Origin of the sequence: Microbacterium sp. (assembly GCF_044508325.1) — a bacterium.
In the GTDB taxonomy this organism is placed as follows: Bacteria; Actinomycetota; Actinomycetes; order Actinomycetales; family Microbacteriaceae; genus Microbacterium.
Genome location: NZ_JBIQHX010000033.1, coordinates 1 through 21,581 on the forward strand (window position 1 = coordinate 1; position 21,581 = coordinate 21,581).

Here is a 21,581-nt window from a genome sequence, read left to right on the forward strand (position 1 = left end):
ACCTTGCCGGCCGCGGTCACCTGCCCCGTGAAGAACCGGCCGAACTCGTGCGCGGCCTCCACGACGGCGCGATAGCCGGCGATGTTCGCCATGGAGCTGAGCACATCCATCGACTGGGCGCGCGAGATGCGCGGCACGGCGTCCAGCGCGAGCGCCGTGATCCCTCGGGTGCTCAGCGCCTCGACGAGGTCGGGGCGCAGTGCCGGAGAGAGCAGCGCGACGAGCGTCGCGCCGTCCTTGAGGCGCGCGATCTCGTCGTCGGTGGGCGGATTGATCTTCAGCACGATGTCGCTCGCCCACGCGGTGGTCGTGTCGACGATCTGGGCGCCCGCGTCGGCGAACGCATCGTCGGTGAAGGAAGCGGCCGCGCCCGCGCCGGTCTCGACGACGACCTCGTAGCCGAGCTTGCGCATCGATGCGACGGTCTTGGGGGTCGCGGCCACGCGCGCCTCGGGCGCGCGCTCTCTGACGATTCCTATCGTTGACACAGTGCTCCTCGCAGGAAGGTGAGGGGATGCCGCGCACCGCCGTCGGGCCCGGCCACCCGCTCATCCTATTCAGGGGTTGCGGCCGCATGACCCGAAGTCTCCCGGCCGGGGCGCGAAGATACTGCGGAAGTTTCGATCGTGTGAAGCTGCCCGCCGTCACGCACGCCGACTGCGCGTGCTGGGGAGGGAGAAGCCAGGCGGGCGAGACGCGACTCAGGCGGCGCGGCTCACTCCACGGCCTCCTCGGCCCGCTCGGCGACGCTGATCGCGGCGGTGTCGGCCACGTACCCGTCGACGTGGCGCTCATCGTGCCCGTTGTAGGCCGACAGCGGGCGGATCAGCGCGTTGGACGCCATCTGCTCCATGATGTGCGCGGTCCAGCCCGTCACCCGCGAGGCCACGAACAGCGGCGTGAAGGTGAGCGTGTCGAAACCGATCAGGTTGTAAGCGGGACCCGACGGGTAGTCGAGGTTGGGGTAGATGCCCTTCCGGGCCACGAACTCGGACTCGAGCGTGTCGTAGAGCGCGAGCACATCCGGCCGGTCGTAGTGCGCCACGAGCGTGTCGAGCGCAGCCTTCATCGTCGGCACGCGCGAATCGCCGCGCTTGTACACGCGGTGGCCGAAGCCCATGATCTTCCGCTTCTCGGCGAGCGCCGCATCCAGCCACGCCACCACGTTGTCGGCCGAGCCGATCTCGTCGAACAGGTGCAGCACAGCCTCGTTGGCGCCGCCGTGCAGTGGTCCCTTGAGGGCGCCGATCGCGGCGACGACCGCCGAGTAGAGGTCGCTCAGCGTCGACGTGACCACCCGTGCCGTGAACGTCGAGGCGTTGAAGGAGTGCTCGGCGTAGAGGATCATCGACCGGTTGAACGCGTCGACCACGACCGGGTCCGCCTCCTCGCCGAAGGTCATCCAGAGGAAGTTCGCGGCGTAGTCGAGGTCGTCGCGGGGTGCGACGATCTCCTGACCGCGGCGGCGACGCTGACCGTACGCGACGATCGCGGGCAGCGCCGCGAACAGGCGGATGCTGCGGGCGAGATTCTCCTCGGGGGTGCCGCCGGCATCCAGCACCGATTCGATCCCCGCCAGATCCCGGGCTCCGACCAGGCTCACCGCGGTGCGCACCTCGTCCATCGGGTGCGCGTCGGCCGGTACGAGGTCGATGACTGCCTTGACGTCAGGCTCGAGGGCACGGTGGCGACGCTCCTCGGCGCGCAGGTCGGTCAGCTGCTGGTCGGTGGGCAGCTCGCCGTGCCAGAGCAGGTACGCAACCGCCTCGAACGGCTGGGTGGCCGCGAGCTCCTGCACCGGGTAGCCGCGATACAGCAGCGAGTTGGTCTCGGGGTTGACCTTGCTGACGGCCGTGTAATCGACGGTGACGCCGGCGAGGCCCTTCTTGATCTCGGGGTCGGTCATGTCACTCCTTCGTGATGGTGAAGTTGAAGACGGAGGTGTCGAAGTGGTTGTACTGCTCGTAGTCCACCAGGTCATAGAGATCGGCGCGATGCTGCATCTCGCCGAGCTTCGAGGTGAGGCCGCCTTCGTCGATGAGCGTGTCGAGCGCGCGGTCGGCCGCGCCCATCGCGATGCGCAGCAGCGAGACCGGCCAGATCACGATGTTGACTCCGACGTCGCGCAGCTGGTCGACGGTGAACAGATCGGACTTCCCGAACTCGGTCATGTTCGCCAGGATCGGGACGTCCAGGGCCGCCCGCATCGCGGCGAACTCGTCGAGCGTGCGCATCGCCTCCGGGAAGATCGCGTCGGCCCCCGCGTCGACGAGCGCCTTGGCACGGTCTGTCGCGGCATCCAATCCCTCCACCGCGCGGATGTCGGTGCGCGCCATGATGAGGAAGTTCGGGTCGCGCCGTGCGTCGGCCGCCGCACGGATGCGCTTGATCGCGGTGTCGGTGTCGACGACCTGCTTGCCGTCGAGGTGACCGCACCGCTTCGGGTTGATCTGGTCCTCGATGTGGGTGCCGGCCAGGCCCGCGTCCTCGAGCGTCTGGATCGTGCGGGCGACGTTCATCGGCTCGCCGAACCCGGTGTCGGCGTCGATGATTGCCGGCAGGTCGGTCATGCGGGCGATCTGCTGGCCGCGTCCGGCGACCTCGGTGAGGGTGGTCAGGCCGATGTCGGGAAGCCCGAGGTCGGCCGAGAGAACCGCCCCCGAGATGTAGATGCCCTCGAAGCCCTTCCGCTGGATGAGCCGCGCCGACAGCGGGTTGAACGCGCCCGGGAACCGCAGCAGCTCGCCGCCGGCCAGCCGCTCCCGGAACAGCCGCCGCTTCTCGGCGGCGGGGACCTGGGAGTACAGCATCAGTGCGCGCCTCCTCGTCTGCTGAGCCTGTCGACGCACATCAGAACAGGCCCTTCGGCGCCGGGGCGCCGGCGAGCACGCCGTGCCGGGCGACGATGCTGAGCTCGCCCACCTCGTCGGCGGAGAGCTCGGGGAGGCGCTGCACGAGCTCGAGGAAGCGCTCGATCTCCTGCGGCTCCAGGACCGGCTCGGCCAGCATCCGGAACTTGCGGATGTAGTCCTCGCGCGCGAACGGCCGGGCGCCCAGCGGGTGGGCGTCGGCGACGGCGATCTCGTCCTCGATGACCGTCCCGTCGGTGAGGCGGATCTCGACGCGGCCGCCGAACGCCTTCTCGCCGGGGTCTTCGGAGTGATAGCGGCGCGTCCACTCCGGGTCTTCGGCCGTGGTGATCTTCTGCCACAGCGCCACCGTGTCCTCGCGCGCGGCGCGCTCGGGCAGGTACGAGTCGACGTGGTGCCACGCCCCGTCCTGCAGCGCCACGGCGAAGATGTACGGGATCGAGTGGTCGAGCGTCTCACGTGAGGCGGTGGGGTCGTACTTCTGCGGGTCGTTCGCCCCCGAGCCGATGACATAGTGCGTGTGGTGGCTGGTGTGCAGCACGATCGACTCGACCTTGGCCGGGTCGGCCGCCTCGGGGTGCTCGCCGTGGAGGCGGCGCGCGAGATCGATGAGCGCCTGCGCCTGGTACTCGGCGGAATGCTCCTTGGTGTACGAATCGAGGATCGCACGCTTGGGCTCGCCCGGCCCCGGCAGCGGCACCTCGTAGGTGGCGTCCGGGCCGTCGAGCATCCACGCGATGACGCCGTCCTCGCCCTCGTAGATCGGCGACGGCGAGGTCTCGCCGCGCATCGCGCGGTCGACCGCCTCGACGGCCATCTTGCCCGCGAACGCCGGCGCATGCGCCTTCCAGGTGGAGATCTCGCCCTTGCGGGACTGCCGGGTCGCCGTCGTGGTGTGCAGCGCCTGACCGACGGCCTGATAGATGGTCTCGACGTCGAGCCCCAGGAGCGTGCCGATGCCGGCGGCGGCCGACGGTCCGAGATGGGCGACGTGGTCGATCTTGTGCTTGTGCAGGCAGATCGCGCGTACGAGGTCCATCTGGATCTCGTAGCCGGTGGCGATGCCGCGCACCAGCGCCCGCCCGTCGGCGCCCACGTGCTGGGCGACCGCCAGGATCGGCGGGATGTTGTCGCCCGGGTGCGAGTAGTCGGCAGCCAGGAAGGTGTCGTGGTAGTCGAGCTCGCGCACCGCGACGCCGTTCGCCCACGCCGCCCACTCCGGGCTCGTACGGCGATCCAGCGCGCATCCGAAGACGGTGGCGCCGCGGCCGCTCACCGACACCGGGTGGTCGAGGGCCTGCTGCCGGGCCGCGCTCACCGGCGCGCGGGTGAGAGATGCCGCAGCCACCGCGGCGTTGTCGATGATGCGGTTCACGATCATGTCGACGACCTCGGGCTCGACCTCGACCGGGTCGGCGGCGACCTCGGCGATGTGCCAGGCCAGCTGCCCTTCGCGCGGGAGGTTCTCCTCGCTGCGGTGGACGCGGAGGTGGTGGGTGACGGTCATGCTGCTCCCTGTTCGTTGATGCTCTCCAGCGCGCTCTGCAGTGCGCTGTGCAGGTGGACGTGTGTGGCGTGGGCGGCGAGGTCCGAGTCGCCCGCGGCGATCGCCTCGGCGATCAGCCTGTGCTCGGTGACGGATGCCGCAAGCCGCTGCGGCTGATCCCGCGCCAGCCGGCGCACGCGGACCAGATGCGTGCGGACGGTGCGCAGCGCGGCGGTGAGGTAGTCGTTGGAGAGGGATGCGTCCAGCGCAGCGTCGAACCGGGCGATCAGCGCGTAGTAGGCGTCGGCGTCAGCCGACGGCTCGGTGCCGGCGAACTGGCCGGCGAGGGACGAGAAGACCTCGGCGATGCGCGCATCGGTGCGCGCGCGATCGGCGCAGAGGCGGGCGGCGGCCTCCTCGAGGGCGCGGCGCAGGGTGAACAGGTCGCGGATGTCGTCCGCGTCGAGGTCGCTGACCACCGTGACCCGCGGCGACTGCTGCACGACGAGCCCCGCGGCAGCGAGGCGGCCGATGGCCTCTCGCAGGGGCGTCCGGCTGACGCCCAGACGCGCTGCCTGCTCGACCTCGCCCAGCACGGCGCCGGGCGGCAGCACGCCGGACTGGATCTCGTCCAGAAGCGTGCGGTACGCGCGGTCGCTGGCTCGCATCTCGCCCCCTTCCGCCGATCAGCGTATACATAAGATCGACGAGAGTGCGAATGACGGCGTCGAGCGCCGCTCTGGGTATACAAAAGCCCCGGCGGCGCCCGCGACCTGCGTCAGCTGCCGCTGGTGTCGGTGGTGCCCTCGTACAGCCCGATGGCGTTGCCGTCGGGGTCGGTGATGACCGCCCACCAGCTCGTCTCGCTGATCGGCGCCTTCTCCATCGCCACCGCGCCCCCGGCGGCCACCGCCTCGGCGACGGTGTCGTCGATGGAGTCCACCTCCACATAGGAGCGCGGCTGAGTGAAGTCGGCGCTGCGGGGAGCGAGCCCGCCGCCCGAGATCTTGTTGGGCGCCTGCCACATCGGGTACCCCTCGTACCCGGGGACCTCGGCGATCTGCCAGCCGAACAGGCGGGAGTAGAAGGCGGCGCCCTTGGTGAGGTCGCTGACCGGAATATCGATGTGTGTGATGTCTCCGTGTGCCATGGCGTCAGTCTCGTCCTCGCGTCCGACACCGGCAAGGCGTGCGCGGGATCCTCAGGCGATGCCCAGCCCGTCCAGAGCCGGTCGCTGACCGGCGACGAGCTTGTCGCGCGCGGCATCGACCGGCATCCATTCGACGCGGTCGACCTCCGGGAACTCCTGGATCCGCCCGGACCGCGGCGGCCACTCGAGGGCGAAGACTCCGAAAGAGAGCCCGGATGCCTCGAAGTCGGCGCCGTCGGCTGCGAACACGGTCACCTGCTTGCCCGACGAGTACGAGAACGTGCCGAGCTCGCGGTAGGGGCCGGGCGGCGGGTCGATGCCGAGCTCTTCACGGAACTCGCGGCGCGCGGCGGACAGCGGGTCCTCCGTCGCGGGGTCGTACTCGCCTTTGGGGATCGACCATGCCCCGGCGTCCTTGCGCGCCCAGAACGGGCCGCCCATGTGCGCGATGAGGACCTCGGTGCCGCCGGGCGCGGCACGGTGGAGCAGGATGCCTGCGCTCGTGCGGGCCATCGGCATCCCTCCCGTGGGGCGCGCGGTCGCCGCCCCACCATCCGGCCGGCCGTGCCGCTCAGCCTAATCGAGCCGCTGCTGGAGCCGCACTCGGTTACGAGGACGATGTCGGCGCATACTCCCCGTCGGCGAACCGGCGATCGATTTCGAGGAAGGCACTCAGCCCTACGACCTCGTTGAGCTCGTCGAGTCCGTGCATGCGGTCGCGCCACGGGTTGCTGGTCCCGGATTCGCGCAGTTCCCGGAAGAACGCGCCGAGCACCGCGGATGCGATCCGCAGCGCCGAGGTCGGGTAGATGACGAGGTCGAACCCGAGTGCTCCGAGCTCGCCGAGCGCGAGGGGAGGTGTCTTGCCGCCTTCGCTCATGTTCGCCATGGCAGGCCCCGGCACCTCGGCCGCGATCCGCCGCAGGTCATCCAGCGAGCGCGGCGCATCGACGAACGTCATGTCGGCACCCGCATCGACGAACGCCTTGGCGCGGTCGATCGCACTGTCGATGCCGAGCGGCGCCAGCGCGTCGGTGCGCGCGATGATCAGCGTCTGCGGATTCTCGCGCGCCGCCACCGCGGCGGCGACCTTGCGCACGGCGTCGTCGCGCGGGATCACGGTCTTCCCGTCCATGTGACCGCACTTCTTCGGCCAGTCCTGGTCCTCGATCTGGATCGCCGCAGCGCCGATCGATTCCAGCTCCCGCACATTCGCACTCACGGCGATGACGTCGCCGTACCCGGTGTCGGCATCGACGATGAGGGACGCGTCGGTCACTCTCGCGACGGCGCCCAGTGCATCGATGGTGTCCCGGATGCCGAGGAGCCCGATGTCGGGAAGGCCGTGCCTCCATGCGGCTGCGGCGTATCCCGACACATAGAAGGTGTCGAAGCCCGCCTGCCGGGCGAGCAGCGCCTCCAGCGGCGTCCCGCCGCCCGGAACGAGGAGGGGACTCCCGGATGCGAGGCGCCTGCGGAGGTGGTCGGTGTGCGTCATTCGGGGACTTTCTTCGAGTCGGGCCGGAGCCGATGTCAGTGGTGGTCGAAGGTGATGAGCTGGCGGATCTGCCTGCCCGCCGCGAGATCGTCCATCGCCTCGTTGATGTCGTCGAGGGCGATCCGAGCGCTCATCAGCTTCTCGACGGGCAGTCGGCCAGCGCGCCAGAGGTCCACGAAGCGGGGGATGTCGCGGCGCGGGACGGAGCCGCCGAGGTAGCTGCCCACGACCGCCGCGCCCTTGGAGACGAGTTCGACCGGCGACAGCGCGGCGCGTTCGGTGGGGGCCGGGAGACCCACGGTGACCGTGCGCCCGCCGGGTGCCGTGAGGGTCATGGCCTGCTCGAGCGCGGACGCGCGGCCGACCGCCTCGACGAGGATGTCGGCACGCAGACCGGATTCGATCGCTTCGAGTGGGGTGAGCGCCGCGTCGACTCCCAGCTCGCGAGCAGTGGCGAGCTTTCCGGGCTGGATGTCGATCGCCGTGACGCTGCCCGCGCCCAGGGCCATGCCTGTGAGCACGGCCGAGAGCCCGACGCCGCCCAGGCCGACCACCGCGAGGGACTGGCCTGGTTCGAGTCCTGCGGAGTTGAGCACCGCGCCGCCCCCGGTGAGCACCGCGCAGCCCAGGAGCGCGGCGACATCAGGCGGAACCTCGTGGTCGACGGGCACGACCGACCGCTCATCCACCACGGCGTGATCGGCGAAGCCGGAGACTCCGAGGTGATGGTGCACGGATCCCTGCGGTCCGCGCAATCGTGAGCCGCCGGCGAGCAGCACGCCGGCGCCGTTCGCGACGCTGCCGGGTTCGCACGGCGCGCGCCCGCCCGTGCGGCATGCGGCGCACTCCCCGCAGCGGGGCAGGAAGGTCAGCACCACGCGCTGCCCGACCGGAAGGGAGGTCCCCTCGCCCGCCTCGACGATCGTTCCCGCCGCCTCGTGACCGAGGAGCATCGGAACCGGGCGCGGGCGGACGCCTGACACGACGGAGAGGTCCGAGTGGCAGACGCTCGCCGCATCCACCCGCACGAGAAGCTCCCCCGGCTGCGGGTCGTCGAGCTCGAGCTCGGTCACCCGGATCGGTCGGGATATCGCATACGGAGGCGCATCTCCGATGCGTTCGAGCACCGCCCCACGAATCGTGCGGGTCATCGCGTCCCTCCCTGTGTCAGGTCGGCGGGGGACGAGATCGTGCCCCGCACGGCGGTCGCCGCCGCGACGGCCGGCGAGACGAGGTGGGTGCGTGCGCCGGCTCCCTGGCGTCCCTCGAAGTTGCGGTTGGAGGTGGATGCGACCCGCTCGCCAGGCTTTGCCGCGTCGGCGTTGAGACCGACGCACATCGAGCAGCCCGCCGAGCGCCACTGGCCCCCGGCAGCCGTGAAGACCGTGTCGAGCCCCTCCGCCTCCGCCTGTGCCTTGACCGACATCGAACCGGGGACGACCAGAAGCGTCACGGTGTCGGCGACGCGCCTGCCGCGCAGGACCTCCGCGGCGGCGCGAAGGTCCTCGATGCGCGCGTTGGTGCAGGAGCCGAGGAAGACGGTGTCGACCGGGATGTCGCGCATCGGCGTGCCGGGATCGAGTCCCATGTACTCGAGTGCCCGCGCGGCCGCGTCCCGCTCGACCTGTCCCTCGAAGGACTCCGCCTCGGGAACCCGGCCGTCCAGCGGGACCCCCTGCCCGGGATTGGTCCCCCAGGTCACCCACGGGGCCACGTCGGCGGCGTCGATGTTCACTTCCGCGTCGAAGGTCGCACCTTCGTCGGTCCGCAGGCTCTCCCAATGGCGCACTGCAGCGTCCCAGGCCTCGCCGGTGGGAGCGTAAGGCCGATCGCGCAGGTAGGCGAAGGTCACCTCATCCGGTGCCACGAGACCGGCCCGCGCGCCCCACTCGATCGACATGTTGCACAGGGTCATGCGGGCCTCGATCGACAGGCTGCGAACCGCCTCTCCGCGATACTCGACGATGTGTCCCTGCCCGCCGCCTGTTCCGACCCGTGAGATCAGATGGAGGGCGAGATCCTTGGCCGATACGCCCTCGGGCAGTCTTCCGTCGACGGTGACCGACATCGTCCGCGGACGGTTCTGACTCAGTGTCTGCGTCGCCAGGACGTGCTCCACCTCGCTCGTGCCGATGCCGAATGCGAGGGCGCCGAGCGCACCGTGGGTGCTGGTGTGGCTGTCGCCGCACACGATCGTCATGCCGGGCTGGGTGAGACCGGTCTCGGGCCCGATGATGTGGACGATGCCCTGGCCCGGTTCGCCGAGGCGGTGCAGCGTGATGCCGAACTCTTCGCAGTTGCGTCGCAGCGCCTCCACCTGCGCCCGACCGACGGGATCGTGGATGGTGACGGTGTCGGTCGGCACGTTGTGGTCCTCGACGGCGATCGTGAGGTCGGGGCGCCGCACCCGGCGGCCGGACAGCCGCAGCCCGTCGAAGGCCTGCGGACTGGACACCTCGTGCAGGAACTGCAGGTCGATGTAGAGGAGATCGGGCTTTCCCTCGCGGGCGATGGCGTGGGCGTCCCAGATCTTGTCGAGCATCGTGCGTGCGGTCATGAGTGCACCGCCACGGCGAGCTCGTGCGCGGACAGCTCATGCCGCTCGATCGTGCGGATGACGCGGCCCCGTCGCATGACGTGCACGCGGGTGCACAGGTTGGCGAGGTCCTCGTACTCGACGCTCGAGATCACCAGCAGCGTGCCCCCCGCCGCGAGTTCGGCGAGGTGGCGGAACACGTCGCGCTTCGCGCCGACATCCACGCCCTGCGTCGGCTCGTGCAGGGCGAACACCCTCGGCTGTGAGATGACCCACTTCGCGAGCAGCGCCTTCTGCTGATTTCCGCCGCTGAGCGCCTCCAAGGCCGAGTCGGTGCTGGGCAGCTGGATCCGGAAGCGCGAGACCTGCTCGTCCACGGTGCGGCGCTCGCGGGCGTGGGAGAGCACCCCTCTCCGCACGAAGCGCGAGAGGGTCGGGATCGTGATGTTGTCGGAGACCGACAGGCTCTGTGCCCCGCTCGCACTCTTGCGGTCCGCCGGCAGCAGCGTGACGCCCGCCTGGATGGCACGTTCGGGTGTGAGCCGGGTGGCATCCAGCTCGGCGTCGCCGACGCGGACCCGGCCGGCGGTCGCGGGGAGCGTTCCCGCCAGCAGGTAGGGGACGTCTTCGTAGCCGCTGCCCGGAAGGCCGACGAACCCGATGATCTCCCCGGCCGCACCGTCGACGTCGACCTGCTCGACGAGGCCACCGGACAGTCCTGACGCGTGCAGCACAGGCGCCCCACCGTCCAGGCGATATTCCGGGTAGAGGTCCTCCGGCGCGCGTCCGAGCATGAGCGTGACGAGGTCGCGCTCGGTCCGCCCCGCGGTGGGCTCGTCCGCGACGAGCACCCCGCCCCGGAGCACGACGACGCGGGAGCAGTAGCTGAGGACCTCGTCCAGTCGATGGGAGACGAAGAGGATGCCGACCCCCTCGCTCGCGAGCTGGGCAACCGCGCGGAACAGTCGCTCCACGCCGCTTGCGGGAAGGTAGGCCGTGGGTTCGTCGAGCACCAGCAGGCGGGCGTCGAGGTGGTCGGCCCGCTCGATCTCGGCCAGTCCGCGCGCGATCGCCACGAGCGCCTGGTCGGTGACGCTGAGATTGCCGACGGCCGTCGACGGATCGACGTCGAGGCCCACACGCGCGAGGAGGTCACGGACCGTGTCCGCCTCCCGTCGCCAGCGGATGCGCCCGAGAGCCCCGGTCTCGAAGCGACCTATCCGGAGGTTCTCCAGGATCGTCATCGACGGCACGAGTGCCAGGTCCTGATGGATGAACCCCATGCCGGTGCGCTCGGGACCGTCCTGGAGGTCGCCGGTGATGTCGACGCCACCCATCTCGACGGTGGCGCCGCGGTCGGGCTCGTGGAACCCCGAGAGCACCTTGATGAAGGTCGATTTGCCGCTGCCGTTCTCGCCGATCATCGCGACGATCTCGCCAGGCGCGATCGACACCGAGACGTCCTTGAGGACGCGCGTGGCCCCGAAGGTCTTCGACACGTCGCTCGCGCGAAGCCCTGTTGCCGTCGCAGTTGCCGTCATGATCCTCCTCGATCCGGGGCCCGGCCGGTGCGGCCGGGCCCCGGAGCGCGATCAGTTGCCCCAGAGGGCCAGGAACTCGTCCTTGTAGCCGTCGAACTCGTACCACGCGAACTCGTCGTCGCCGACGATGAGCTCACCCGCGTTGTCACGGTCGAAGATTCGCAGCCCGACGTTGTAGTTCTCGATCGGAGGGGTGTCGGTCAGCACCCGGAAGATCTGGTCCGCCATGGCGTATGCCCACCACTCGTTGTGACCGCCCATGTCCAGCCCCAGTCCGCTCGTGGGGTCCAGAAGCATCTCGACGATGCCGGGGGTCGCGTTGAACGCACCCATGGTCACGCGGTCGCCGGCGCCGGCAGCTCGAATGGCACCGATCCCCGACAGTCCCTGCCCGTCGTACAGTGGCAGGAAGTAGGTGCGCTCCGGATCGGTGTTGATCGTGGACTGCACGAGCGTGGCGACCGAGGTCTCCCACTGCGGGATCTGGATGTCCTCGACCTTGACATCGCAGGTGGGGCACAGCTCGGCGACGCGGTCGAGGGTCGCCTGGACCTGCGGCTGCGACGCCGGCACGTCGTCGGACGAGATCAGCGTGGCCTTGCCCGTGCCCTCCGAGTCGACGATGAACCAGTCGGCGATGAGCTCGCCGACCTTCACGTAGTCGAACGAGACTTCGGCATCCTGCCCCGCGGACACGTTGCCCGGTACGCCGGACTGCGCGGTGATGACCTTGATGCCTGCGGCCTGCGCCTCTGCGAACTGCTGCTGGAACAGCTCCGGGAACAGCGCGACGAGCACGACGACATCCGATCCGCTCGCGATGGCGTGCTGGAAGCCGCGGTTCGCCTCGTCGACGGATCCCTTCGCGTCAACCTCCTCGAGGATGACGCCGGCCTGATCGGCCAGGATCGCCTTCAGCTCGTCCGCCCAGTACTTGAGGACCGGGATGCCGCTGGACACGTTGATGTACGTGACGCGCTTGCCCTCGAGCCCTTCGGTGCTGACCGGCTCGGACGGACCCTGCCATGTCGGGGGCTGGCGATACTTGTCGAGCTCAGCCTGTGCGGTTGCGATACCGGCGGCGTCGACCTCGGTGTTCGGGTCGGCGCCGGGCTCGGTGGGGCTCGTTCCGCCGTCTCCGCTGCAGGAGACGAGGGCGACGGCCAGCGCCGCCGCGGCGACGATGCCGACGACCGGGCGTAGTCTGCGGGTGATCATGATCTTGCCTCTCGTGTGATGTCCGATCGCTCGGACGGAAGGGTGGTGTTCGGTTTTCGGATAACCGGGAGGTGTCCCGGCGGTCAGGTGACGCCCTCGCGGCGACGCCGGCGAGCGAGGATGCCCAGGGAGACGGCGACGAGCAGGGACGCGCCGTAGAACACCTGCTCCGGCCATCCGGCGAAGCCCATGTAGACCAGGCCGGTGATGCCCGTGATCAGGAAGTACACGGCGACCCACGTGCCGACGGCATTGAACGACCCGGGTCGGATGGTGGTCGACCCGAGGAACGCGCCCGCGAACGCGGGCAGGAGGTAATAGGCACCGGCCTGCGGGTTGGCGGCGCCATTCTGGCTCGCCAGGATGATGCCGGCGATGCCTGCGAAGACCGACGTCGCCACCAGCCCGCCCATCCGGATCCGGTCGACGCGGATGCCTGCGAGGCGGGCGACCACGCGGTTCGCATTGACGAAGGCCATGCGGCGGCCGACGGGCGTGTGCTGCATCACGAACCACAGGATGGCGGTGAGGACGACACCGAAGTAGAACGGGATGGGGATCCCGAGCCATCGCGTGGAGACGAGCTGGATCAGCACCGAGTCGAGACCGGTGACGACCTTGGACCCGGTGACCGCGAGGGTGATGCCGGCAAGCAGCGTGCCGCTTGCCAGGGTCACGATGATCGACTGCACGCCGACGATGACCGTCAGCACGGCGTTGACGAGGCCGAACAGGGCGCAGGCGAGGATCGTGAGCAGCACGGCGAGCCAGACGTTGATCCCGACGACGCCGTTGAGGACCACGACCAGACTCGCCCCGAAACCGACGACGCTGCCGACGGACAGGTCGATCTCGCCGACCGCCAGCGTCAGCATCAGTCCGAGCGTCGCGACCAGGATCACGGTCTGGGTGCCCAGGATGAGCGAGACGGTGCCGGCGGTGGGGAAGGTCGTGGGGCGGAGGATCGAGAAGACGAGGATGACGACGATCCACGCGACGATGACGCCGTACCTCTCCAGCAGAGCCAGCGGCGAGAACCTCGACCTCGGCGTGGGGATCCGGATGTCGGAGGTCATCACACCTCCTTCACGCGCTCGAGGTACGCGATCGCATCGGCGAGCGCGTAGACCTCGCCGTACTTCGCCTGGATGTCGAACAGACTCGCCTCATGGGGGGCGGGGTCCCGGTCGCCCACCGCCTCGCGGACCACGATCGGGATGAATCCGCTCTGGATCGCGTCGACCGCGGAGGCGCGGATGCAGCCGCTCGTCGATACGCCGGCGATGAGGACGGTGTCCACATCCAGAGCGCGCAACGTCGAGGCGAGCGTCGTGCCGAAGAATGCGCTCGCATACTGCTTGACGATCGTGACCTCGTCGCCTTCCGGGGTGACCTCGGGCATGATCTCGCCGAGGGGAGTCTCGCCGACGAAGTGCCGCAGCGCGCCCACCTTGCGGAAGAAGTAGCCTCCGTCTGCGCCATCCGCTGAGTAAGACACGCGGGTGTGGATGACGGGGACGCGGGCGCTGCGGCCTGCCGCCAGCAGTGACGCGGCGCCACGGAGGCTCTCCGTCTCGCCCATGTACAGCTGGGCGCCCGGCTCGTAGTAGGCCCGCACGAGGTCGACCATGAGCAGCGCCGGCCGGCGACCGGGCTCGAGCTGGTTCTCGAACCCGGCCTCGGCCTGCGACAGGACGCGGTCGCGCCCAGGGCGGTCGGCGGTCATGATGCGACAGGCGGTGCCATGGGGGCCGGCAGGCCCGTCTCCTCCAGGGCGCGCGCGAGGATCGTCTCGATGTCGCCGCCGCGATCGAACGTCTCCAGCGGCGGCCGGTTCGCGCGGATCCGATCGCGCAGCTGCTCCGTGGCGCTCTCGTCGACCTCGCCCCCATCCGTGAGCACGACGCCGTACTCCTGCGCGCCGTCACGTGTGATCAGCCCCTGCTGCACCTCGAGCGCGACCAGGCCGGGACCCCGCTGCAGCGGGTCCCCCCATCCGCCACCGCCCCAGGTGCCGAAGTGGAGGTACTCGCCGGCGTGCACCGGGAAGTCGTGCACCTTGCTCGGCAGGGTCTCCACCGTCCCGTCCAGCCGATCGATCCACTTCCGGCTCCGGGCGCCGGGCTTGCCTCCGTTCACGCCCCACGGGTAGGTGAGCCAACGATCATCGTGGATCGTGATCAGACCATCTTCGAGGAAGTGATAGACCACTTCGACGCCGTTACCGCCGCGGTGGAGTCCCGCCCCGCCCGAGTCGGCGATGGTCTCCCACTTGACGATGCGCATGGGGTAGTAGCTCTCGAGATACTCGCACGGGATGTTCATGAACGAGGGCCACAGCGAGTGTCCGTCCGGGCCGTCGCCGATGGGGCGACCGGGGATCCCGCCGAAGCCGATCGAGTAGAGCTGGAAGTTCTCGCCCTTCTTCTCGCCCTCCGAGTACACGCCGGAGTAAATGAAGTGCGGAGAGGATGAGAAGCCCGCCGCATTCAGCAGATCGGGCGTCTTCTGCCCCAGCAGTCCGCCGAACAGGTCGAACAGGCGCCCGATGCCGTGGTTGCGCGCGTTCAGGGCGGCGGGGAACTTCGGCTTCCAGAAGGATGCCTCGGGGATGTTGACATCGATGAGCGGGTAGTACCCGTCGTTCCACAGAATCTGCGGATCCGCCACCGTGATGACGTAGATGCCGAAGAACATCCGCACCAGGTTGTCGTTGAGGAAGTAGTTGATCGGGCCCGGGGCCTGCGGCGACGATCCCTCGAAGTCCAGCAGCACCTTGTCCCCATTGCGGGTGAGGGTGAGCTTGAGTTCGAACGGGCCGTAGCCGACGCCATCGTCGTCGATGTAGTCCGTGAACGAGATCGACTCGCCGTCCTCGAAGAGCACCGACAGCAGGGTCTTCATCGCACGGTAGTTGCGGTCCAGGAGCGCGTCCAGGCCCGACGTGTACGTGTCCACGCCGAAGCGGGCGCACATCTCCTGGACACGTTTGCCGGCGATGCGCGTGGCCGCCACCAGCCCGTTGAGGTCAGCGCGGTTCCACTGCGGCTGACGCACCTGGTTCATGATGATGTTCAGGGCGTCGGTGTTGAGCGTTCCTGCCTTGTAGAGCTTGAACGGCGGGATGACGATGCCCTCTTCGTAGATCGTCTTCGCGTCCGTGGGCATGCTCGACGGAGACTTCCCGCCGACATCCGACATGTGGCCGAACATCGCCGCCCAGCCGACCAGCCGCCCCTCGAAGAAGATGGGGGTGACGACCAGCCAGTCGTTCGCATGGCTGATGGCCGCGCCGCAGCTGTACGGGTCGCTCGTGAGCAGGACGTCGCCCTCTTCGATGGTGCCGGGGAAGTGCTCGAGCAGGTCGGGCACCGAGAGCCCGAACTGCCCGACCACCATGCGTCCCTTGGCGTCTGCGATGAGCGGGAACTCGTCGTGCTGCTCCCGGATCCCCGGCGACAGGGCGGTGCGGAAGAGCACCTCGTCCATCTCGTAGCGGGCGTTGCGCAGACTGTTCTCGATGAGGTCGAGGGTGACCACATCGACGTCGACAGGGGTGAGCGGTGTCGTGTTCGTCTCGATGATCGTCGCCATGACGACTACTCCTTTACGGGCTGGATGAGCAGGGCGCCGCTGACGTGGACCGTCGCAGCGTGTTCGGGCAGGATCAGAGCCGTCGAGTCCATCTCGACGATGATCGCGGGGCCGGTGACCACGTCTCCCGCGCGCAGCCGCTCGCGGTCGTACACCCCCGCCGTGTGTGGACCGCCGTCCACCCAGATCTCGCTGGTGCGCAGCAGTGCTTCGCGAGGGTCTCCGCTGCCCGATTCGAGCTCGATCATGGGGATCTCAGTGACCGGGCTGGACGCCACGACGGTCAGCGAGACGATCTCGTGACCGGAGTCGAGCAGGAAGGAGAACAGCCGCTGGTGCTCCGCGTCGAACGCCTCCGCGATGGCATCCAGGCCGCCCCCGTTGTCGAGGGCCGCGCGATCGACATCGACGGTGAGCTCGAAGCCCTGTCCGTGGTAGCGGACATCCGCCCGGTGGGAGAAGGTCAGGTCCGAGCCGTCGATGCCCTGACGCTCCAGCCGCTCACGGGTGAGGTCGGCGAGCCGGTCGAACTCTTCGGCGAGCTCGGCGGACGTCATCGAAGCGATCTCGCGCAGGATCGTCCGCCCCGTCTCTTCGCGGTGACTGGTCATGATGTCGCCGTAGGCGTTGAGCACACCTGGCGACGGGGGGATGATGACCGGCCATGACCCGAGCAGGCGCCCGATCGAGTTGCCGTGCAGCGGTCCTGCGCCGCCGAATGCGACAAGTGCGAAGTCTCGCGGATCGTGCCCCTTCTGGACCGAGACCAGGCGGATGGCGCCGAGGATGTTCTCGTTGACGATGTCGACGATGCCCTCTGCCACGGCCTCGACGCTGTCGAGACCCGTCGCCTCCTGAATGGACGCGACCGCAGCGCGCGCCGCCTCGACGTTCATGTGGATCTCGCCGCCGGCGAGCTCTGCAGGAAGGTAGCCCAGGACCACGTTCGCGTCGGTGACGGTCGGGAGCGTTCCACCCATGTCGTAGGCCGCAGGGCCCGGGACGGCTCCGGCGGACTGCGGGCCGACCCGCAGTGCCCGCGTGAGCTCGGGGACGTGGGCGATCGATCCGCCGCCGGCGCCGACCGTCCGCACGTCGACCGAGCTGACGCGGATGCTGAGGTCGCCGACCTTCGTGTCCTTGGCGATCTGCGGCTTGTAGTCGCGCACCAAGGCGACGTCCGTCGACGTGCCCCCCATGTCGAAGGCCAGGAAGTCTCCCTGGCCGGCCGCGCGGGCCGCCCAGGTCGCACCGGTGACGCCTCCGGCGGGTCCGGACATGAGCAGAGAGACGGGCCGTTCCACCGCGGCGATGGGAGCCGAGAGGCCACCGTCGCTGCGGAGCACGGCGAGTTCGCCGTCCACGCCGCCATCCGAGATCTTCCGCTCCAGGTTGCGGACGTAGTCGCCCACCTGGACCTGGACGTAGCCGTTGGCGACGGTCGTGAGCGTCCGCTCGTACTCACGCATCTCGGGGAGGACCTGGCTGGAGATGGAGACGGGGACGCCGGGCATCTCCTCGGCGAGGATCTCGATGAGCCGCCGTTCGTGGGCGTCGTTCGCGAAGGAGTTGATGAGGCTCACACAGACCGTCGCGACACCGCGCTCACGCAGCTTCGCGATCTGCGCCCTCGCGTCGGCCTCGTCCAGTTCATCGACGATCTCGCCCTTGGTCGAGATGCGCTCACGCACCTCGATCGTGTTCTCGAGCTTCGCCAGCGGCTCGGGCTTGGGCCAGATGATCCAGCCGGCCAGGCCGCCGGGCACGTACGAGCGGGCGATCTGCAGCACCTGCCGGAATCCACCGGTCGTGATCAGTCCCACCTGGGCGCCCTTGCCCTCAAGGATCGCGTTGGTCGCCACCGTGGTCCCGTGCTGCACGTGCGACACGTCGTTCAGGGGAACCCCGGCGATCTCGCACGCCTTCTCGATGCCGTAGAGCACACCGATCGACTGGTCCTCTGGAGTGGACGGGACCTTCGATCGCCACGTCTCCCCTGTGTTCTCGTTGATGAGCAGCACGTCGGTGAAGGTGCCCCCGACGTCGACTCCGACCCGATAGGTCATTGGCTTCCTCTCTTTCAGATGATTCCGTCTGCTTCGAGCTCCGCGATCTGCTCGGCTGTCAGCCCGAGCAGTCCGCGGTACACGGAGTGGTTGTCCTCGCCTCGCTCGCGTCCCACGTGCCGCACCCGCCCGGGCGTCGACGACAGGCGCGGAAACACGTTCTGCATGGCGATGTCGCGTCCGAGAGTGCGGGACGCCACCGACACGATGGCCTGACGCGCTGCGAAGTGGGGGTCGGCGAGCATGTCGGGTGCGGTGTAGATGAGACCTGCCGGGATGCCCGCTTCGTGCAGCGTCTCCAGGAGCTCGTCGGTCTCAAAGCCCCGTGTCCAGTCCGCGATGATGCCGTCGAGCTCCTCCATGCGCGCGCCACGTGCGTTGTGGTCGCTGAAGCGCGGATCCGCGGCCAGTTCCGGCTGCCCCATCGCCGCCGCGAGGCGGCGGAACACGGAGTCCTGGTTCGCCGCGACGAGCACCATGGCGCCGGACCGGGTGGGGTAGACATTGCTGGGTGCGACACCGGGAAGGGTCGCTCCCGTGCGCTCACGCACGTAACCGGCGATCTGCCATTCCGGGATGAGCGACTCCATCATCCCGAGGACGGCCTCGTAGATCGCCGAGTCGACCACCTGACCCCGCCCGGTCCGGTCACGATGATGCAGCGCGACGAGTGTCCCGATGCACGCGAAGACCGCGGCCAGCTCATCGCCGATCGAGATGCCGGCGCGCGACGGCGGCGTCGACGGATCGCCGGTCACGTAGCGCAGGCCGCCCATGGCCTCGCCGATCGAGCCGTAACCTGCCCGCGCCGCGTACGGGCCGGTCTGCCCGTAGCCGGAGACGCGGGTTACCACCAGCCCGGGGTTGATCTTCCATAGCGCTTCGGGCGAGAGCCCCCAGCGCTCCAGCGTTCCGGGGCGGAAGTTCTCGACGAGCACATCGCTCTCCGCGATGAGCCGGCGCGCGATGTCCTGGCCGCGCGCATCGCGCAGATTAAGCGTGACCGTGCGCTTGTTCCGCCCGAGAACGGGCCACCACAGGGACGCCCCGTCCGCCTTGGCCTGGCCCCATTCGCGGATCGGATCACCCGTGTCGGGCTGCTCGACCTTGATCACATCCGCGCCGAAGTCGCCGAGGAGCTGACCGCAGAACGGACCGGCGAGCAGCTGCCCCATCTCGAGGACTCGCACGTCAGCCAGAGGAAGTTCCGCACGCTCGTCGTCGGCCGAGGCCTCTGCGTCGCTCGGATGTTCCGCAGCCACCATGGATGCACACACCTTCGTTCGTCATCGAATCGATTGCATACAGTTCTAGCGGGAATCCCTCGCTTTGTCGAGATTTGATTTCCATACTGCATGCACTTGCGGTGATGATGCATACTTATGGCACTGGGTCGACGATGAGGAGAAGCATGGAAATCGTCGAGGTGGGGCCACGTGACGGGCTTCAGAACGAGCGCAGGGCGCTGGACCCCGCCACGCGCGTCCGGTACATCGAGATGATCGTCGCTGCCGGCGCCACGCGGATCGAGGCGGTGAGCTTCGCCCGGCCGGACCGCGTGCCGCAGATGGCGGGCGCCGAGGAGGTCATGGCCGGCGTCCCGCGTGCGAGCGGGGTGCGCTACAGCGGCCTCGTGATGAATCCCCGCGGCGCGACACGGGCGATCGACTGCGCGGTCGACGAGGCGAACATCGTCGTGGTGGCCACCGACGAGTTCTCGCAGCGCAATCAGGGCGCGACGCTGGCCGAGACGCTCGACCGCCTGCCGGACATGGTGGCTCAGCTCCATGACGCGGGCATCGCCACCACCGTCACCATCGGAGCGGCCTTCGGCTGTCCCTTCGAAGGCGAGGTTCCGGTCGAGCGCATCGCCATGATCGCGGAGACACTCGCGCCCCTTCCGCTGGCCGAGCTCGCCCTCGCCGACACGATCGGCGTGGCGGTGCCCCGCGACATCCGCGAACGCTTCGAGGTGGTGCGCTCTGCGAGCGGGCATGCGACGCGCGCCCATCTGCACAACACCCGGAACACCGGATACGCGAACGCCCTCGCAGCCCTCGAAGTCGGCGTCCGGGCGCTCGACGCCTCGACCGGCGGAATCGGCGGATGCCCTTTCGCACCGGCGGCCACCGGGAACATCGCGACCGAAGACCTGCTCTACATGCTCGAGCGCAGCGGGTGGACAGCCGATATCGATCGTGAGGCGGTCATCTCGGCCACCACGTTCGTCACCGAGCAGCTCGGCATCGAGCCGGAGGCGATGCTGGGGCGCGCAGGTGGCTTTCCCGCTACACGCCGACGCGCGGAGTGAAGCTCGGCCGGGTCGCCTCGTGCGCCGCGACGGCGTCGGCGGACTGCAGTGTGATCGCGATGTCGTCCAGGCCATTCAGGAGGCGCCACCGCGTGTAGTCGTCGATCTCGAAGCCGCTCGCCGCGATCCCGTCACCGCTGATCGTGCGTGCGTCGAGGTCGACCGTCAGCACTGAGCCGGGACGCTCCTGCAGGTGCGCGAGCAGCGCATCCAGCTCGTCGGTCCCGACACGCGCCGCCAAGAGGCCGGCCTTGCCTGCATTCGCGCGGAAGATGTCGCCGAAGCGCGAGGAGATCACGACCTGGAAGCCTCGATCCTGGAGCGCCCAGACCGCGTGCTCGCGGGATGAGCCGGTTCCGAAATCGGGCCCCGCCACGAGGATGCGCGCGTGAGCGTACTCCGGGCGGTTCATGACGAACCCAGGGTCGGCCCGCCAGGCGGCGAACAGTCCGTCCTCATACCCTGTTCGGGTGATCCGCTTGAGGAACTCTGCCGGCAGGATCTGGTCCGTGTCCACATTGGAGACCGGAAGCGGCATGGCCACCCCGGTGCAGACGGTGAGTGCGCGCATCGACGGATCCTTCGTTCCGGTCAGGGTTCGAGCTCGCGTCGCGGGCCGATCAGGGACGCCCGCGCCGCGAGGAGATGACTTGTCATGACGCTCTGAGCCCACCGTCCGTCGCCGGCGCGCAGCGCCGCCACGATCTCGAGGTGGTGATACGCACTGCGCAGGCGAGCTTCTTCGTCGTAGGACTCCCGTGTGCGGGTCAGGATCGCAGCGTGGACCACGCCCGACATTGCCGTGGTGAGTGTGTCGCTGGCGGCGACGTCGACGATGAGATTGTGGAAGTCGCTGTTGAGCTGCTGGATCTCGGACAGGTTCCGCGCCGAGTCCTCGTGAGTGAGGCGGAGGATGTGCCGCGCGAGCTCTTCGAGTTCGTCGGTCTGGGTGAGGGTGATGCGATGGGCGGCGATGCGGCTCGCCGTCCCCTCCAGGGCGACGCGCGTCTCGAACACGGAGTCCAGATCGTCGTCCGCCCAGATCGCGACGCGGGCGCCGCGGTTGGCCGACAGCTCGATCAGCCCCTCCATCGACAGCGTGCGGAACGCTTCGCGCACGGGAGTGCGCGACATGCCGAGCTCTTGTGCGACCTCGGCCGCACCCAGCTTGACGCCCGGCTCGTATCGGCCGCTCAGGATCCACGCGCGCAGGCGGTCGACGGCGTCCTCGAACTGAGCCATGTCACCCCCTGTTGCATACAGATGAATCGCATTGTGTCACAGATCACCGCGAACGTCGGCGCTTTCGGC

19 protein-coding genes and 1 pseudogene are annotated in these 21,581 nt (G+C 69.1%); 1 reads left to right on the plus strand and 19 read right to left on the minus strand.

Features of this window, described 5'->3' with window-relative positions; all coding sequences use genetic code 11:
• From ACIWQI_RS15455 to ACIWQI_RS15535, 17 genes and pseudogenes are all read right to left on the minus strand, one after another.
• Positions 1-488: pseudogene (locus ACIWQI_RS15455) on the minus strand (NAD(P)(+) transhydrogenase (Re/Si-specific) subunit alpha); the annotation flags it as partial.
• Between the two features lie 227 nt (positions 489-715).
• Positions 716-1,906, minus strand: coding sequence for a bifunctional 2-methylcitrate synthase/citrate synthase (locus tag ACIWQI_RS15460; RefSeq protein WP_396658773.1), 1,191 nt, complete (start codon positions 1,904-1,906; stop codon positions 716-718).
• Position 1,907: 1 nt separating this feature from the next.
• Positions 1,908-2,810, minus strand: a complete 903-nt coding sequence (gene prpB, locus ACIWQI_RS15465; protein ID WP_396658775.1) for a methylisocitrate lyase — start codon at positions 2,808-2,810, stop codon at positions 1,908-1,910.
• A 40-nt stretch (positions 2,811-2,850) separates the two neighbouring features.
• Positions 2,851-4,377 carry an MmgE/PrpD family protein gene (locus tag ACIWQI_RS15470; RefSeq protein ID WP_396658777.1) on the minus strand — a complete coding sequence of 509 codons (1,527 nt, stop codon included), beginning with the start codon at positions 4,375-4,377 and terminating at the stop codon, positions 2,851-2,853.
• On the minus strand, positions 4,374-5,024 hold the full coding sequence (locus tag ACIWQI_RS15475) for a GntR family transcriptional regulator (protein WP_396658779.1): 651 nt from the start codon (positions 5,022-5,024) through the stop codon (positions 4,374-4,376). Before ACIWQI_RS15475 ends, ACIWQI_RS15470 begins: the two co-directional genes overlap by 4 nt.
• 110 nt (positions 5,025-5,134) lie before the next feature.
• Positions 5,135-5,506 (minus strand): VOC family protein, encoded by a 372-nt coding sequence (locus ACIWQI_RS15480; RefSeq protein WP_396658780.1) that lies wholly within the window; start codon positions 5,504-5,506, stop codon positions 5,135-5,137.
• Between the two features lie 51 nt (positions 5,507-5,557).
• The gene (locus tag ACIWQI_RS15485) at positions 5,558-6,019 is read right to left on the minus strand and encodes an NUDIX domain-containing protein (RefSeq protein ID WP_396658782.1); all 462 of its coding nucleotides are present in this window, start codon (positions 6,017-6,019) and stop codon (positions 5,558-5,560) included.
• Between the two features lie 94 nt (positions 6,020-6,113).
• Positions 6,114-7,004, minus strand: coding sequence for an oxaloacetate decarboxylase (locus tag ACIWQI_RS15490; RefSeq protein ID WP_396658783.1), 891 nt, complete (start codon positions 7,002-7,004; stop codon positions 6,114-6,116).
• A gap of 35 nt (positions 7,005-7,039) precedes the next feature.
• Complete coding sequence (locus ACIWQI_RS15495; protein WP_396658785.1) at positions 7,040-8,077, minus strand: alcohol dehydrogenase catalytic domain-containing protein; 1,038 nt, start codon at positions 8,075-8,077, stop codon at positions 7,040-7,042.
• 74 nt (positions 8,078-8,151) lie between these two features.
• A complete protein-coding gene (gene leuC / locus ACIWQI_RS15500) occupies positions 8,152-9,561 on the minus strand; it encodes a 3-isopropylmalate dehydratase large subunit (protein WP_396658787.1) in 1,410 nt (469 codons plus the stop codon).
• Positions 9,558-11,081 carry a sugar ABC transporter ATP-binding protein gene (locus ACIWQI_RS15505; RefSeq protein WP_396658788.1) on the minus strand — a complete coding sequence of 508 codons (1,524 nt, stop codon included), beginning with the start codon at positions 11,079-11,081 and terminating at the stop codon, positions 9,558-9,560. Before ACIWQI_RS15505 ends, leuC begins: the two co-directional genes overlap by 4 nt.
• A gap of 51 nt (positions 11,082-11,132) precedes the next feature.
• The gene (locus tag ACIWQI_RS15510; RefSeq protein WP_396658789.1) at positions 11,133-12,299 is read right to left on the minus strand and encodes a sugar ABC transporter substrate-binding protein; all 1,167 of its coding nucleotides are present in this window, start codon (positions 12,297-12,299) and stop codon (positions 11,133-11,135) included.
• A gap of 83 nt (positions 12,300-12,382) precedes the next feature.
• Positions 12,383-13,375, minus strand: a complete 993-nt coding sequence (locus ACIWQI_RS15515; protein WP_396658790.1) for an ABC transporter permease — start codon at positions 13,373-13,375, stop codon at positions 12,383-12,385.
• Positions 13,375-14,025: an isochorismatase family protein gene (locus ACIWQI_RS15520; RefSeq protein WP_396658792.1), complete on the minus strand. Its 651-nt coding sequence runs from the start codon at positions 14,023-14,025 to the stop codon at positions 13,375-13,377. The genes ACIWQI_RS15515 and ACIWQI_RS15520 overlap by 1 nt, the downstream gene beginning before the upstream one ends.
• Complete coding sequence (locus tag ACIWQI_RS15525) at positions 14,022-15,893, minus strand: hydantoinase B/oxoprolinase family protein (RefSeq protein ID WP_396658794.1); 1,872 nt, start codon at positions 15,891-15,893, stop codon at positions 14,022-14,024. The genes ACIWQI_RS15520 and ACIWQI_RS15525 overlap by 4 nt, the downstream gene beginning before the upstream one ends.
• Before the next feature lie 5 nt (positions 15,894-15,898).
• Entirely contained in the window at positions 15,899-17,959 is a 2,061-nt protein-coding gene (locus tag ACIWQI_RS15530; protein WP_396658795.1) for a hydantoinase/oxoprolinase family protein, read from the minus strand.
• Between the two features lie 14 nt (positions 17,960-17,973).
• The gene (locus ACIWQI_RS15535) at positions 17,974-19,149 is read right to left on the minus strand and encodes a CaiB/BaiF CoA transferase family protein (RefSeq protein ID WP_396658796.1); all 1,176 of its coding nucleotides are present in this window, start codon (positions 19,147-19,149) and stop codon (positions 17,974-17,976) included.
• A 221-nt stretch (positions 19,150-19,370) separates the two neighbouring features.
• On the opposite strand from ACIWQI_RS15535, the gene ACIWQI_RS15540 reads away from it, so the two are divergent.
• The gene (locus tag ACIWQI_RS15540) at positions 19,371-20,270 is read left to right on the plus strand and encodes a hydroxymethylglutaryl-CoA lyase (RefSeq protein ID WP_396658797.1); all 900 of its coding nucleotides are present in this window, start codon (positions 19,371-19,373) and stop codon (positions 20,268-20,270) included.
• On the opposite strand, the gene leuD is transcribed toward ACIWQI_RS15540, so the two are convergent.
• Positions 20,248-20,841 (minus strand): 3-isopropylmalate dehydratase small subunit, encoded by a 594-nt coding sequence (gene leuD / locus ACIWQI_RS15545; RefSeq protein ID WP_396658798.1) that lies wholly within the window; start codon positions 20,839-20,841, stop codon positions 20,248-20,250. The genes ACIWQI_RS15540 and leuD overlap by 23 nt on opposite strands.
• 20 nt (positions 20,842-20,861) lie before the next feature.
• Complete coding sequence (locus tag ACIWQI_RS15550; protein ID WP_396658800.1) at positions 20,862-21,512, minus strand: GntR family transcriptional regulator; 651 nt, start codon at positions 21,510-21,512, stop codon at positions 20,862-20,864.
• Positions 21,513-21,581 lie beyond the last annotated feature (69 nt).